This window comes from Ensifer sp. NPDC090286, from assembly GCF_044769565.1.
Taxonomy (GTDB): domain Bacteria; phylum Pseudomonadota; class Alphaproteobacteria; order Rhizobiales; family Rhizobiaceae; genus Ensifer.
Genome location: NZ_JBIVYF010000011.1, coordinates 41,560 through 55,092, shown reverse-complemented (window position 1 = coordinate 55,092; position 13,533 = coordinate 41,560). Strand labels below are relative to the sequence as shown.

The 13,533-nt window shown below is 58.8% G+C and carries 13 protein-coding genes; 7 read left to right on the top strand and 6 right to left on the bottom strand.

Annotation, left to right across the window (positions count from 1 at the left end; all coding sequences use genetic code 11):
* Window positions 1-19: 19 nt before the first annotated feature.
* On the bottom strand, window positions 20-676 hold the full coding sequence (locus tag ACIQUG_RS33255; RefSeq protein WP_402326618.1) for a BON domain-containing protein: 657 nt from the start codon (window positions 674-676) through the stop codon (window positions 20-22).
* Window positions 677-812: 136 nt separating this feature from the next.
* Here ACIQUG_RS33255 and ACIQUG_RS33250 point away from each other — a divergent pair, with 136 nt between their 5' ends.
* Window positions 813-1,265 carry a pyridoxamine 5'-phosphate oxidase family protein gene (locus ACIQUG_RS33250; RefSeq protein ID WP_402326616.1) on the top strand — a complete coding sequence of 151 codons (453 nt, stop codon included), beginning with the start codon at window positions 813-815 and terminating at the stop codon, window positions 1,263-1,265.
* Between the two features lie 80 nt (window positions 1,266-1,345).
* Here the strand turns inward: ACIQUG_RS33250 and ACIQUG_RS33245 are convergent, their stop codons facing one another.
* The 3 genes from ACIQUG_RS33245 to ACIQUG_RS33235 form a co-directional block, all read right to left on the bottom strand.
* Complete coding sequence (locus tag ACIQUG_RS33245; RefSeq protein ID WP_402326679.1) at window positions 1,346-2,179, bottom strand: universal stress protein; 834 nt, start codon at window positions 2,177-2,179, stop codon at window positions 1,346-1,348.
* 211 nt (window positions 2,180-2,390) lie between these two features.
* Window positions 2,391-4,280: a PAS domain S-box protein gene (locus ACIQUG_RS33240; RefSeq protein WP_402326615.1), complete on the bottom strand. Its 1,890-nt coding sequence runs from the start codon at window positions 4,278-4,280 to the stop codon at window positions 2,391-2,393.
* 14 nt (window positions 4,281-4,294) lie between these two features.
* The gene (locus ACIQUG_RS33235; protein WP_402326613.1) at window positions 4,295-5,038 is read right to left on the bottom strand and encodes a Crp/Fnr family transcriptional regulator; all 744 of its coding nucleotides are present in this window, start codon (window positions 5,036-5,038) and stop codon (window positions 4,295-4,297) included.
* A gap of 140 nt (window positions 5,039-5,178) precedes the next feature.
* On the opposite strand from ACIQUG_RS33235, the gene ACIQUG_RS33230 reads away from it, so the two are divergent.
* Window positions 5,179-5,919, top strand: coding sequence for a response regulator (locus tag ACIQUG_RS33230; protein WP_402326612.1), 741 nt, complete (start codon window positions 5,179-5,181; stop codon window positions 5,917-5,919).
* Window positions 5,920-5,960: 41 nt separating this feature from the next.
* On the opposite strand, the gene ACIQUG_RS33225 is transcribed toward ACIQUG_RS33230, so the two are convergent.
* A complete protein-coding gene (locus ACIQUG_RS33225) occupies window positions 5,961-6,404 on the bottom strand; it encodes a hypothetical protein (RefSeq protein WP_402326611.1) in 444 nt (147 codons plus the stop codon).
* A 143-nt stretch (window positions 6,405-6,547) separates the two neighbouring features.
* On the opposite strand from ACIQUG_RS33225, the gene ACIQUG_RS33220 reads away from it, so the two are divergent.
* The 5 genes from ACIQUG_RS33220 (at window position 6,548) to ACIQUG_RS33200 (ending at window position 12,410) form a co-directional block, all read left to right on the top strand.
* Window positions 6,548-7,543 carry an ornithine carbamoyltransferase gene (locus ACIQUG_RS33220; RefSeq protein ID WP_402326610.1) on the top strand — a complete coding sequence of 332 codons (996 nt, stop codon included), beginning with the start codon at window positions 6,548-6,550 and terminating at the stop codon, window positions 7,541-7,543.
* A gap of 100 nt (window positions 7,544-7,643) precedes the next feature.
* Window positions 7,644-9,239, top strand: a complete 1,596-nt coding sequence (locus ACIQUG_RS33215; RefSeq protein ID WP_402326677.1) for an MBL fold metallo-hydrolase — start codon at window positions 7,644-7,646, stop codon at window positions 9,237-9,239.
* 48 nt (window positions 9,240-9,287) lie between these two features.
* A complete protein-coding gene (locus tag ACIQUG_RS33210; RefSeq protein WP_402326608.1) occupies window positions 9,288-9,839 on the top strand; it encodes a hypothetical protein in 552 nt (183 codons plus the stop codon).
* A gap of 79 nt (window positions 9,840-9,918) precedes the next feature.
* Window positions 9,919-11,244: a trypsin-like peptidase domain-containing protein gene (locus ACIQUG_RS33205; protein ID WP_402326607.1), complete on the top strand. Its 1,326-nt coding sequence runs from the start codon at window positions 9,919-9,921 to the stop codon at window positions 11,242-11,244.
* A 53-nt stretch (window positions 11,245-11,297) separates the two neighbouring features.
* The gene (locus ACIQUG_RS33200; protein WP_402326605.1) at window positions 11,298-12,410 is read left to right on the top strand and encodes a site-2 protease family protein; all 1,113 of its coding nucleotides are present in this window, start codon (window positions 11,298-11,300) and stop codon (window positions 12,408-12,410) included.
* 265 nt (window positions 12,411-12,675) lie between these two features.
* Here the strand turns inward: ACIQUG_RS33200 and ACIQUG_RS33195 are convergent, their stop codons facing one another.
* Complete coding sequence (locus ACIQUG_RS33195; protein ID WP_402326603.1) at window positions 12,676-13,506, bottom strand: universal stress protein; 831 nt, start codon at window positions 13,504-13,506, stop codon at window positions 12,676-12,678.
* Window positions 13,507-13,533: the final 27 nt, after the last annotated feature.

The window sequence follows — 13,533 nt, the reverse complement described above, 5'->3', positions numbered from 1 at the left end:
GGCAAAGGACTAAAGGGGCCTATTTGTTGGAAACAGTCAGATAGTCCGTAACCCCGCTCACTCCTTTTGCGGACCAGGCAGCCTGCTCTGCCGTGATACGTTCACGCTGACTTTGGACCTTGCCGCGCAAGGTCACGTGACTACCGGAGACTTCGACCTCGATGTCCTCGGCCTCGATTTCGGCATTGCGCCTCAAGGCCTGTTTGATGCCGTGGCGGATATCGACGACATCCATCCGGGGTCGGATCCTTAGCTGATTGTCTATCCCTGTGACGCCGGAAAGTTGCCGCACGGAGTATTCAGCCGCAGAGCGCTGGAAATACCAGTCAACGGTACCGACGAGGGTGACGAACCCTTGTTCCACCTTGACATGGATATCGCTCGGCTCGGAAATAGCCGCCCCCCAGTCGAGGATCTTCAGGACACGGCTTGCGATTTCGTCATCGGCTGCCTTCTTGTGCGCGGGCAGCCGCACTACAATTTCCTCCGCAATCGCGCGTACGCCCTTAACCCGTTGAGCAACCCGCTCGGCGGCGTGCTTTTCGGCAAAGCTGTGGACGTGGCCGGTCAGGGTCACGATGCCATTCTCCACCGCCACGCCGATGTTTGCGGCGTCGATGCTGGGCTCGAATTCGAGTTCGTCGAGAATATCCTGTCTTAGACTGATGTCGCTCATGGTGGTCTCCAAACGTGTCATCATCCAGTTTGCGCCAAAAGTATGCGCCATCGCCAGGCATCGGTCTTTGAGGGGCGTCAAAGCGTCAGGACGCTTGTGGACCTAATTTTGAGGTATTCGTAGAAGGAGGTGGATCATGCTTGTTAAGGAAATGTCCCGCCACGATTGCAGCAGTGTTATTCAGGAAGGCCATGTGGCGCGCCTTGCCTGTTGTCTGGACGACAAGCCCTACGTCGTGCCAATCACCTACGCCTACGCTGGAAATTGTCTCTACGCATTTTCCATGCCTGGGCAGAAGATCGACTGGATGCGCAAGAACCCAAATGTCTGCCTGCAGGTAGACGCAGCCTCGGGAAACGAGTGGAAGAGTGTCGTGATCTATGGGCGCTATCAGGAACTTGCCCCGACCGGTCAGTGGCATCGCGAGTATATCCACGCCTGGTCCCTACTCGAAAAGAGAGCGAATTGGTGGGAACCTGGTGGGTTGAAGCCGGCTCCGCAAGAAGTATCCGGCCATTACCCGCACCTCTTCTTCAGTATCGATGTGCTGGAAATGACCGGGCGCGCATCCTATGCTGCCGAGACGTGATGCTAAAAAAAGTGCGCCGCTTGAACGAAAGCGGCGCACTATTCTTACGACTGGTGATTACGACCGGTCCAGCCGGCAGGTCAGTGTATCATCAACACCGGCACCGACGGTGCCTCGATCATGGCTTTGGTCACGCCGCCGAACATTCGTTCGCGCAGCCGTGAGTGGCCGTAGGCCCCCATGACAATGAGGTCTGCCGCGGTGTCGAGCGCATGCTGCGAAAGGACTTCGTGAACTTGACGCCCAGCGCTCGAAAGCCTGTCTACGGTGACCTTGATGCCATGTCTTGCGAGATAGGTCGCAACATCCGCTCCTGGTTCTTCGCCGTTTCTTGCCGGCGCCGCCTTGGGATCGACAAGCACGACGTTAACGCCGTCAGCGTTCTTCATCATTTCGAGCGCCTCGCGGGCCGCTCGTGTCGCTTCAATGGTGGAGTTCCAGGCAAGGAGGATCTTTTTCGGTGCCAGTGTCACCGATTGGCGGTTTCCAGACAGAAGGACTGGCCGAGCGGAACGAAAGAGCGCGCCTTCAATCGCATGCGCGCGAAGCCGCGAACTCGCCTTGAGGCTTGTCCCGACCAATGTCACGTCGGCGTAACGGGCCCGCTCTCCGATCTCATCCTCCACCCACGCTTCCTCAGGGTAGCTCCCATGGACATCAAACGAGACGCCAAGGTCCTCAAGGACTGAGCGGGACTTCATGACGGCGTCTCCGAGTTTCTCGGTGTCGCCTTGGCGCACGTCCAGCCACGCAACCGACATCGCGGCGTAGTCACCGAGGGGCACGGGGGCGGCAAGCTTCGCGAGAAAGACGGAGAGATGCGCGTTCCCGGCCACGCAAAGATCTGCCGCGGTTCTCAGATCGACATCGTAGTTTTCGGCATCGGCAACGAGTAGAACCGTTTTGTACGTCATGGTTTGGCCTCCAGAAACAAGTTGGGCTGGTTTCCAGTCTACGCAACGGGCCGCCCATGACATTGACGGCCGTCAAAGAACAAAAACCTAAACAGTGCACAGGCGCCAATCGCCACAGGAACGGACCTCGTGAAACGACTGAGATTTCCAACGCAAAGTGGTAGACGACAGCATCACGGAAGGGCCGTGGCGGTGGATCGCACGAAGCCGGTCAGTCGAGCAATTGCCGAAGCTGCCGGGCAAGTTCGGCGGCCGTATAGGGTTTCAGCAACCATGCCGAGCCGTCCGGAAGGTCCGTGTCGGTGACATTCGCCGCGGCATATCCCGAAGTGAGAAGGATCTTTATCCCTGGGCGGAATTTGCGAACATGGTGGGCGAGCTCGGCGCCGGTCATGCCGCCCGGCATGACCATATCCGTGAACACCAGAGATACTTCCTGGTTATCGGCGAGAAGCTGGAGCGCCTGCGTGCCGGTTTCGGCCTCCAAAACGCTATAGCCGGCGTCCAGAAGTCGCGCCACGACGATGCGCCGAACGCGCGCGTCGTCCTCGACGACGAGGATGGTTTCGTGCCCGTGAGGCAGCTCGGCGGTTGAATGATCCAGCACCGTTCCGGGCTTCTCGTCCCGAGACTTTCCCGTCCCTGCCGGCAAAAAGAGTCGCACGCTCGTGCCTCTGCCCGGCTCGCTGTAGAGTTGAACGTGCCCGCCAGACTGCTTGACGAATCCATACACCATGCTGAGACCGAGCCCCGTACCGGCCCCAGTGACCTTGGTGGTGAAGAACGGCTCAAACGCGCGCCGGCGGACATCTTCCGACATACCGACGCCCGTATCGCTGACGGTGATGAGGACATATTGTCCCATGCGGACGTCCGGATACATGAGGACGTAGTCTTGATCCAGGCTCGCCTTGCAGATCTCGATTGAGAGACGGCCGCCCGATCGCATTGCATCACGCGCGTTCAATGCCAGGTTTAACAGCGCATTTTGAAGTTGCGAGACGTCGACAAGGACGACGTTGTCAGCGCCGCGGACCATTGTGGACAACTCTATCGTCTCACCAAGCGTTCGCCCCAAGAGGTTGGCAAAGCCGCTTATGAGCTCACCAACGTCAACCAGCTTCGGAGCAAGCGGCTGGCGTCGGCCAAAGGCCAGAAGTTGCGCCGTGAGCTTTGCGCCGTCGTCGGCTGCCGCCTGGGCTTCCCGTAATAGAGGCGCCAGGTTTTGATCGGTAAGACGAGCTTCAATCATCTCCAGGTTACCGATGATGACCGTAAGCAGATTGTTGAAGTCGTGTGCAAGGCCACCGGTAAGTTGTCCGACGGCTTCCATTTTCTGTGCCTGTCGCAACTCCTCTTCGATGCGTTGACGGCTGGTCAGATCCCGTATGAAACCGGTGAAGATACGGCCTCCGGGGGAACGGGCCTCGCCAACCGACAATTCCATAGGGAAGGTCGTGCCGTCTTTGCGCATGCCGGTGACCACCCTGCCAATGCCGATAATTCGTCGCTCGCCGGTGCGCAGGTAGTTCTCGAGGTAACGGTCATGAGCCTCGCGATCGGGTGTCGGCATGAGCATCTTGACGTTCGACCCACGCACCTCGGTTTCCGAGTATCCAAAAAGCCGTTCGGCCGCCGCGCTGAAGGATGCTATCAACCCCTTCTCGTCGATCACCACCATCGCTTCGGGAACGGTGTCCAGGATAGACTTGAGATGAAGTTCTCTCGACGCGAGATCGGCCTGTGCGTGCTTCAAGTTGGTGATGTCACTATCAAACTGAGCAATGGAGCTGCTTTGACCGTTGGGAATGCTGGCCCAAAGGCTCGCAACGAAGACCGTTCTGCCATCCTTGCACTTTTGCGCCAGTTCGCCGGACCAGGAGCCGTTTCGTCTAAGATGCGCATGGATATCGGCGGACGGCTCGGGAAATGCGGTCGCAAGCAAGTCGTGGACCACCTCGCCCTCGGCCTCATCCCGTGACCAGCCGTAAAGCTGCTCGCAACCCCGGCTCCAATGCCTGATCTTCCCATCGGCTTCGAGCACGATCAGGTTCGCCCCCTCCAGGAGGCTGACGACTTTCCCGACCGTTGTTTGCGTCATCGCCAACCGCCACGTTATCGAGCCAGACCTGCTCGCTGCATCTTGCCGTCCATTGGAGCCAAAGCGAAATCGGTGTCGTCGCCGTCTGCAATCGATTGAAGCAAATGCCATTTCAAAACTATGATCGAGCGCCGGTCGGGGGCAATGATAATGCCCTTGCTCGCAAATTTCGTTATGGTTCGAGATACCGTCTCGATCGTCATATTCAAGTAGTCGGCTATATCGAGCCGCGTCATTGGAAGATCGATGAAGGCGGTCCGCTCACCCTCGCTGTCTCTGGCCATAAGAAGCAGGAAGTTTGCAACTTTCTCGTCAGCACTGCGGCGAGACAACAACACCGCCTGGTCCTGCGCCGCCGTCATTTCGTCGCAGAGCTTGGAAAAAAGCTGCGCGCGCAGGTGCGGTTGGCGCGCGACCTCGTCTTCGAAGCGGCGACGGGGGTATCGACGCAATCTCACCTCGGTTATTGCCTCGACCGTATAGAGGTAGCGGTCCTTCTGAGAGACCCCCAGGAGATCACCGGGGTGCAAGAACCCCACGATGACCCTGCGGCCATCCGCAAGCAGGCGTAACGAGCGCAAAAGACCGTCTTCCACCTGGAATACGTACCTGGCATCGTCCCCTTCCCAGAAAAGTGCCTGGCCCGGCGCAGCTTCAACGACAGGCTGCAGACTGAAGACGGAAGACAAATCCGGGGGAGCAAAGGAGCAGTCCAAGGTGCCTGGCCCGCCTTGCTTAACAACTGACTGAAGGGTCATCGCGCATCCTCCACCTGACGCTGAGTGAGGAGGATTTCAACATCCTCGCGTGAACCGATATCGACGCGCCTGCAACAATTGGTGTTATAGTGTGACAGATTGTAATAGCGTTTCGGGGCTTATCAAATTCGGTGACGGTCATGGCAAACGCTCGAAAGGAGCCGGAGCAAGTACTCGTCGTGGACGACGATCCACGCATAAGACAGATGCTGGCACGCTATTTCGAGGGAGAAGGCTTTAGAGTGAGCCTGGCCGGCGACGGCAGCGAAATGCGTAACAGGCTTGAAAAAACGCAAGTCGACATAATTTTGCTCGACCTGGGGCTTCCCGGCGAGGACGGATTGTCACTCGCCCGAGAACTTCGCATCCATTCCGATGTCCCCATCATCATGCTGACTGGCCGCGACGATGTCGTTGATCGCGTGGTGGGCCTTGAACTCGGCGCTGACGACTATGTCACGAAGCCCTTTCATCTTCGCGAAGTCCTTGCGCGGGTCAGAGGGGCGCTTCGCCGTCGACGCCCTCCGGCCGCGATTGTCCCGGAGGTCCAGGCGGGTGAGACCTTCTGCTTCGAAGGGTTCCGTCTCGACGTGAGCTACCGTCGGTTGACGTCGCACGACGGCCGCGAGATCGCCTTGACGACGGGTGAGTTCGACATGCTCTGCACGTTGGTGAGACATGCCGGTCGCGTGCTCAACCGGGAGATATTGATGGACCTGACGCGGGGCCGGACGCTTGAAGCTTTCGACCGTGTGATTGACGCCCAGATTGCCAGGCTGCGCCGAAAGATCGAGAAGGACCCTCGTCGCCCGGAACTCATCAAATCTGTGAGGGGGGTCGGCTACGTGTTCAGCGCGCGGGCAGTTAGACAAAACGCTTAGCAAGTCGCCTAACCAATACCCCTCGCAATGCGCAAGCATACCTAGCGAAGCGGGATAACGATCCCGTCGAACGCCATTTCAAGTTCCTCAGGCCCGACCGGCCACCGGTCCGTTCGCAGACTGGCGATGTGAATGGCGTTACAGTGTTTCTCGCGTGCTGCCGTTCTTATATATCGAAGCAGTGTCTCGCAGACCCCGCGCGCATCGGCGGCAGTGACGATGGCAAAGACCGGGACGGAGAGGTATCGGCCATATCGCCCACTGTGTCTGGCGCGAAGAATGGCAATCCCCCTGACGTAACCGCGCGGATCCTCGGCAACGGCAATGTCTTCGACATAAGGAGACGGATAATTCCGCAGAAGCGTTCTTGCACAAAGCTGTCGCCACGCTACGACATCGATGTCGTAGCCGACGGCAGCGACCAGGCAGTACGCCCGCTCGACCTGCGAAGCGTCGATTGGGCCGACGACATAAGCGGGAGCCATGATGTTCTTCCCCGGCAACTGGCCGTTCCTTTCCTCAAGAGTTTTCCCACTGGCTCGATCCCGTCATTGACGAGCGTCAATGCCAGCGGCGGTGATCTGGATTTTATTTTATGTCAACAGTTCTGCGCTCAGGAGTATGCGCCATGCCGGTTGATCTGCGCGGTCGTAGCGTGCTCACCCTTGATGAGTTGAGTTCGGATGAGCTTCGCTTCCTGCTGCAGCTCGTTGCAGATCTCAAGGATGCGAAGCGGAACGGGGCCGAGGCGCGGCGATTAAGCGGGAAAAACATCGCCCTGGTGCTTGAGCGCGACTCGGTCCATGCACGTGCTGCCCTCGATGTTGCCGCTCATGACCAAGGGGCAAATGTTACGGTGCTTGGACCCTGGAGCGGCTACGGGCGCCGTCGAGAGCCGATCAAGGACCTGGCTCGCTTCCTCGACCGGCTTTATGATGCGATCGAGTACGTCGGACATTCCCATGAAGCGGCGGAAGAGCTTGTCGAGTGGGCTTGCGTGCCTGTGTTGAATGGAATGACGGACCAGTCCAATCCTACGCAGGCACTGGCCGACCTCGTGACGATGCAGCAATCGAGCGACAAGCGTCTCGACGATATGATCGTGGCCTTCCTTGGGGACGGAAGCAGCAACGCGGCAAGATCGCTGGCTTTGGCAACGTCGAAGCTTGGCATCGACCTTCGTATCGTGTCACCGCGAACTTATTGGCCAGAGGCGCCTTTTGTCGAGCATGTGACGTCAATGGCAAAGGACAGTGGGGGCCAGATCATGGTGCTGGAGCACGTGGGGGCCGGAGTGCTTGGCGCCGACTTTATTTGTACGGCTCCCTGGTTTGGCGAGGGAGATGTGCGTTGGGCCGAGCGGGTGAGGCATCTTGCGCCCTTTGCCGTCAGAGAGAATGTGATGGAAGCAACGGACAATCCGCACACAAAGCTGATGCACAGTCTGCCCGCCTGGCACTGCCGCGAAGATGCGGGTGGAGCCCGTATAGCCAAGCGTTTCGGGGTCGAGTGCATGGAGGTGTGTGATAGTGTCTTTGAATCCAAGTCGTCGATCGTCTTCGATCAGGCGGAGAACCTCATGCCCGCAACCAAGGCGCTCCTTGTCGCCACGCTTGCCGATTGATCGCGCAGCAGCTGCGAGCGTCTGTGATCCCTGAACCAGGGGCCTGGAAACAGGTCGTATCCGGGTTCTCAAGCTGGCGAGAAGAACGAGGTTTATGCAGATGATCGCTCAACCACTCCTCCATTTTCACGGAGCCGCAGGCACCGTTACCGGTTCTTGCCAGCTCATAGAGTTTGGCGAAACGAGAATTCTGATCGATTGCGGGCTGTTCCAAGGATCCAAGACGGAAAAGGAACTCAACTATCGACCGTTCCCCTTCGATGTCGATCGGATCGACGCGGTCATCCTGACGCATGCCCATATCGACCACTCCGGTCTCTTGCCGAAGCTCGTCAAACTTGGCTATGGGGGGCCGATCTTCGCAACGCCAGGAACCACCGATCTGTGTTCTGTCATGCTTGCGGACTCCGCTCATATCCAGGAAAGCGAAGTCGAGCAACTTAATCGCCGTAACCTGAGGCGCGGGCGCGGCACGGTCACGCCGATATATACCGCGCGTGACGCAGCCCTGGCGGTCACCCTGTTCAGACAAGTACGTCTCGGTGTTTGGGAGAGCGCGGCCCATGGCGTGCGCTTTCGGTTCTGGAATGCGGGCCACCTGCTCGGCTCGGCGTCGGTTGAAGTCGAGCTTGCAACCTCTCCATCGCCCTTGAGACTGCTTTTTTCGGGGGACATCGGCCCCCGACACAAGCTTCTCCAGTATGACGCGATCGCACCGACCGGCTGGGACTATGTCGTGTGCGAAAGCACCTACGGGGACGTCGAGCGGGAAGATGCCACCGACGAGATCAGGCGGCGAATTTTGCAATTGGAAGTGCTGGAAGCCACTCATCCAAACGGCGCGTTGATTGTGCCATCCTTCGCGGTGGAACGAACCCAGGAACTTCTCACCGATCTCGTCTACCTGATGGACGCGAACAAGATCGAAAAATGTCCGATCATCATCGACTCGCCCCTGGCGACACGCGCGAGCGAGATCTTTCGAAGGCACGCACGTGAACTCGAGAATGGGGCCCTGCTTGCAAAGGCTCTGCAAGCAAGGAACGTGCGCTTCACCGAGACGCCCGAGCAGTCGAAAGCAATCGATCTGATGAAAGGCTTCCACATCGTCATTGCCGCCAGCGGAATGTGCGAAGCAGGCCGGATAAGGCATCGTCTGAAGAATTGGCTTTGGCGAGACGAAGGCACTGTGCTGCTCGTCGGCTACCAGGCCGCAGGCACCTTAGGACGTATCCTTGAGGATGGCGCCGGCGTGGTACGGATTCAAGGCGAGGACATCCGCGTGCGTGCACGCATCAGAAAACTGGACATCTATAGCGGGCATGCCGACGGCAGGGAGCTTGCGCAATGGGTGAAGTCGCGCGAGCCGATCGGCGCGGGTGTTTTCCTGGTTCACGGCGAGGATGAGGCTCTGGAAGGACTGAGGCAAAGGCTCGAAACGTTCTTGCCGCAGGAGAAGGTGGTTCGTCCGCGGTTGGACGCTGTGTTCCGCCTGGAAGCGAAGGGAGCCGTCGAAATATCCGAAGACGTCGTCCCGCCACGCATCGATCCACTTCGCATCGGGCGAACGGACTGGAACAACGATTTGCAATCGCTGGTGCTCGACTTGCAAGCGGAACTGGCCAAGGCAGCCGACGACAAAGCCCGAGGCGTGGTCATTCGCCGCGTCCGGCGGGCACTGAATGAGGACGCTTGAGCCGCGGCGCGGGCCAGCGACCAAGTGAAACGACTTGGAGCAGGCACGTTGGACACGATATCATCAACCGGCGAGCGCCATACGATCCTGATCCGCATCGATCAGTTGGCGCGCCTGTTCAACTCGCTTGATCCAACACCCTTTCACGAGCGGGATCTGGACGAAGACGCGGAGCGCTTCATCGTCGAGTGGGCAGAGGAGGCCCCTAAGGAGCGACAAATCTCGATTGTTGTGCAGCTGCCTCTAGGGGAGGCAGACGCGACGATGTCACGTGTCGTCAAGGACGCGATGCGGTATAATTTTGAAAGCCGTGCCAGGCAGGCAAGCCGCGAATTGCGGCAGCTTCTGAGGGAGGGTCGGCGCGCCCTGTTCATCGGCGTTCCGATCCTTGCGTTCAGCTTGATCGCAAGCCAGCTCCTGGCCAATCTGTTGGGTGGGAGCGCATTCTCGCGTGTCGCCAGCGAAAGTCTGGTTATTTTCGGTTGGGTGGCAAATTGGCGTGCGCTGGAGATATTTCTTTACGACTGGTGGCCAATCACCCGTCGCGGCCAACTCTATCGTCGTCTGGCTGAAGCTGATGTTCAAGTGTTAGCCTACTGAGAGCGGTCGTCCTTGATGCTCGTCAATGCGCAAGCTGACACAGATGAGATCCTGACACCGTCAGTCAGGAGTGCAGGATATGCAGAATTTGCCAAGGTTCCTGTTTGCGACCGTGATCTTTGCATTCACAGCTTCGTCGGCACCTGCAAGTGGAATGAACGCTCAGTTCTCCGATGCGTTGGTGCGGGTAAGGCCGGCGGTCGTTGGAATCACCACCACCGCCAGCCGCGTTTTGACGAACGATTTGTTGAACGATGCCAAGGTTCGCCAGATTCTGGGTCTGCCTGATGATGTCCTCATCGTACAGAGCGGCGCAATCGTTACCGGCTCCGGCGTGATCATCGATAGCGAGCAGGGTTACGTCGTCACAAACAGCCACGTGATCGCCGACGCCGACGACATCGCCGTCACGTTGGAAGACGGGCGCGTACTGCCGGCCGAAGTTGTAGGCAGCGATGTGCCAACCGATCTTGCCGTAATCAAGATTGAAGCACCGGGTCTTACCGCCCTGGACTGGGGCCGATCGTCCGTTCTGAAGGTTGGTGACTTCGTGGTCGCGGTCGGCAGTCCTCTTGGTTTGGAGCAAACGGCAACCTTCGGGATCGTAAGTGGTCTGGGGCGCTCTGGTCTGGGTATCGACGAGCACGAGGACTATATTCAGACTGATGCAGCTCTCAATCCCGGAAACTCGGGTGGTGCGCTCGTCAATGCAGCAGGCGAGCTTGTGGGCGTGGTACGCGGGGCGCTGCCGCCAGATGAAGGTGCCCAAAGCATCGGTTTTGTCATTCCATCCGAGTTCGCCTCCAGGATCGTCAGCGCTCTCGTCAAGGACGGGGAAGTCCGGCGCGGATGGCTGGGTATTTCAGTCACCCTTTCACAGGGCGGCGACCAAGCGGGGCAAGATCTGGTCGTTGACCGGCTCGCCTGCAATTCGCCCGCCGAGAGGCGGGGGGTGAAGCTCGGCGATACCGTTACAGTGGTCAACGGCCATCCGGTCTTAACGCAGGCCGCATTCAAGAATGCAGTCAGGCTGCTGGCGCCGGGCGCACGGGTCGCTCTTGCTCTTGGGCGCGACGGGAAGACGCTGAAATTGGAAATGACGCTTGCCGATCCTAAGGATGTGCAAAGCGCTCCGATCCATCGCTCTTTAGACTCCGTCACCCTTGCCTTGCCGGGGCCATCGCCTTCGCACGCATGCCTGCCCAATGGGCCGGTGCTCCTGGAGGTGCCACCCGACAGCGTGGCATATGCAGCCGGGCTTAGAGCGGGTGACTACCTGACATCTATCAACGGTGAGCCGACGATCTCGTCGCTTCGCATTGAAGACCTGTTGGATGCCGCAGACGACAAGGCTTCTTTCGATGTCCTGCGCGCAGGCACAGCCTATAGAATTGCGGTTCCGTAAGCGCGCTTCTTCGACGAAGGGCTTCGTAAGACGTGTGAGAGCGGGAGAGAGTCATGCAATGGTCCGTCAAGATTGGATCCGTCGGGGGAACGGAAATCCGCGTGCACCTGACCTTTTGGCTGCTGCTCATCTGGATCTGGGTGATGCACTACCGGATCGGCGGCCCGCCTGCCGCCTGGGAAGGCGTTGCCTTCGTCATCAGCGTCTTCCTCTGTGTGGTGCTTCATGAATTCGGGCATATCGCAGCCGCGCGAAGTTTTGGCATCAAGACACCAGACATCACTCTCCTACCGATTGGGGGTCTTGCACGCTTAGAGCGGAACCCGGCCGGCCCGTTCGAAGAGTTCGTGATTGCCATTGCAGGACCGCTCGTCAATGTCGTGATTGCTGGCCTCCTTGTTATTTTCATCGGAGGCGCCGTTGGCTGGGAGCAGCTGTTGGCTCCGCAGGATCCGCGCATCGATTTCCTGGCGAGGCTTGCGGGCGTCAACATCTTCCTGGTCGTATTCAACATGATCCCGGCCTTTCCGATGGATGGCGGGCGGGTCTTGAGGGCAGTTCTCGCCTGGCGGCTGTCGTGGGCGCGTGCGACGACGATTGCCGCTCGCATTGGACAAACCATCGCCGTGGCGATGGGAATATTCGGTATCTTCTTCAACCCACTGCTGATCCTCATTGCCATCTTCGTCTATTTCGCCGCCGAGACAGAAGCTCAGAGCAGCGAACTCGAGGCCATCTCCGAAGGCACGCGCGTCTCTGACGTCATGATCACCAGGTTCGCGACACTTGGATCTCAAGCCCGTGTCGGCGAGGCGGTAGAGCTCCTTCTTTCGACCAGCCAGAGCGAGTTTCCCGTTGTTGACGAAGCCGGCCGGTTTGAGGGGTTGATGACGCGTGAAGGCATCGTCCGGGCGATGAGGGAAAGAGGCGCGGGCGCGTCGGTGATGGACGGGATGCGTCGCGACGTCCCCACGCTCGATGAACAATCCCCGATAGACGCAAGTTTGAAGCTCATGCAGGAGGCAAGCGTGCCAGCCGTGCCGATAGTCGATCGCAACCGGCGCGTTGTCGGGCTCATGAACTATGAAACCATTGGGGAATTGTTGATGCTTCGCAACGCCGATGAGCGTTTTCGGCCGCGCGGACGCGATCGCCGGTCGCCCTAGCCATACCGGTTGCTTACCATCGCTCGACGTCTGCCCCCGCCCACGCTGTCTCTAGGTACCAAGCCAGCCGCGTAATATCACTTCCAATCAGTTAGGACACCACAACCTTCTATTCAGCAATACCGAGCATCGAGACTGTCAACTGGCCCATTGTTCTCCCGCATTGCGCATAAGAAGGGCCCCCGTCGCATGCCAAAATCCAGCAATCGCGTGGAATTCCCGGCTTCATCGCTGTTCCTTTCTCTGCGATAGGGCGCCCAATCGCTCAATGTGCCATCAGAATCGGCAAATTTGCTTCCTTGAGCATGGATTTCGTGACGCCTCCGAGGATGAGCTCGAGCAATTTGGAATGCCCGTAGGCACCCATGACAATCATGTCGGCGTTGATGTCCACTGCGTGCCTTAACAGGGTATCGGTCACGAAATGACCTGAACTTGGCAGGGTTTCGACCGACACGTCGATATCATGGCGCGCGAGATAGGTCGCGATATCAGCTCCCGGCTCATCGCCGCTTACTCTCGACGCAGCGACCGGATCGACCATGGTGACATGAACCGACTGCGCCATCTGCATCAGTTCGAGCGCCTCTCTTGCCGCGTGTGCTGCGCTTGGACGTGAATCCCACGCCAGAAGGACTGTCTTTGGCCTAAGGGTCACGTTCACGTCAGGCGGAACGAACAGGACAGGGCGCCCCGCATGAAAGAGCCCGCCGCTGATGACCTGCGGCTTCAATTCGTCATCCGCAAAGATGCCGGGGCCGGCCACAACCAGGTCCGCGTAGATGGCTCTTTCGCCGATATCGTAGGCTGGGCCGGCGATTTCAGCATAGAGGCTGTCGACGTCAAACGACAGCCCGGCTGCGATGAAACGTTCGCGAACCTTGGCGACGCGATCGTCAAGCTTATTAAGCTTGCGCTCGCGCACTTCCAGCCAGCTCGGCGACAGCGTCTCGTAGCGCCCCGTTGGTACACGCGCCAGGGCGACGAGAAGGGCTATGATGTGAGCATCCACCTCGCTACCAAGCTTCATCGCTATCTGAAGATCTTCCTCCTTGGGCTCTTCGCCCAACAAGTTCAATATCGTCTTGAATGCCATCACTGCCTCCTTTCGCGTGCCGCTTCG

Excerpts from the sequence above, each read along its gene's own strand:
- ACIQUG_RS33255 (WP_402326618.1), bottom strand. The coding sequence starts at position 676 with ATGAGCGACATCAGTCTAAGACAGGATATTCTCGACGAACTCGAATTC.
- ACIQUG_RS33250 (WP_402326616.1), top strand. The coding sequence starts at position 813 with ATGCTTGTTAAGGAAATGTCCCGCCACGATTGCAGCAGTGTTATTCAG.
- ACIQUG_RS33245 (WP_402326679.1), bottom strand. The coding sequence starts at position 2,179 with ATGACGTACAAAACGGTTCTACTCGTTGCCGATGCCGAAAACTACGAT.
- ACIQUG_RS33240 (WP_402326615.1), bottom strand. The coding sequence starts at position 4,280 with ATGACGCAAACAACGGTCGGGAAAGTCGTCAGCCTCCTGGAGGGGGCG.
- ACIQUG_RS33235 (WP_402326613.1), bottom strand. The coding sequence starts at position 5,038 with ATGACCCTTCAGTCAGTTGTTAAGCAAGGCGGGCCAGGCACCTTGGAC.
- ACIQUG_RS33230 (WP_402326612.1), top strand. The coding sequence starts at position 5,179 with ATGGCAAACGCTCGAAAGGAGCCGGAGCAAGTACTCGTCGTGGACGAC.
- ACIQUG_RS33225 (WP_402326611.1), bottom strand. The coding sequence starts at position 6,404 with ATGGCTCCCGCTTATGTCGTCGGCCCAATCGACGCTTCGCAGGTCGAG.
- ACIQUG_RS33220 (WP_402326610.1), top strand. The coding sequence starts at position 6,548 with ATGCCGGTTGATCTGCGCGGTCGTAGCGTGCTCACCCTTGATGAGTTG.
- ACIQUG_RS33215 (WP_402326677.1), top strand. The coding sequence starts at position 7,644 with ATGATCGCTCAACCACTCCTCCATTTTCACGGAGCCGCAGGCACCGTT.
- ACIQUG_RS33205 (WP_402326607.1), top strand. The coding sequence starts at position 9,919 with ATGCAGAATTTGCCAAGGTTCCTGTTTGCGACCGTGATCTTTGCATTC.
- ACIQUG_RS33200 (WP_402326605.1), top strand. The coding sequence starts at position 11,298 with ATGCAATGGTCCGTCAAGATTGGATCCGTCGGGGGAACGGAAATCCGC.
- ACIQUG_RS33195 (WP_402326603.1), bottom strand. The coding sequence starts at position 13,506 with ATGGCATTCAAGACGATATTGAACTTGTTGGGCGAAGAGCCCAAGGAG.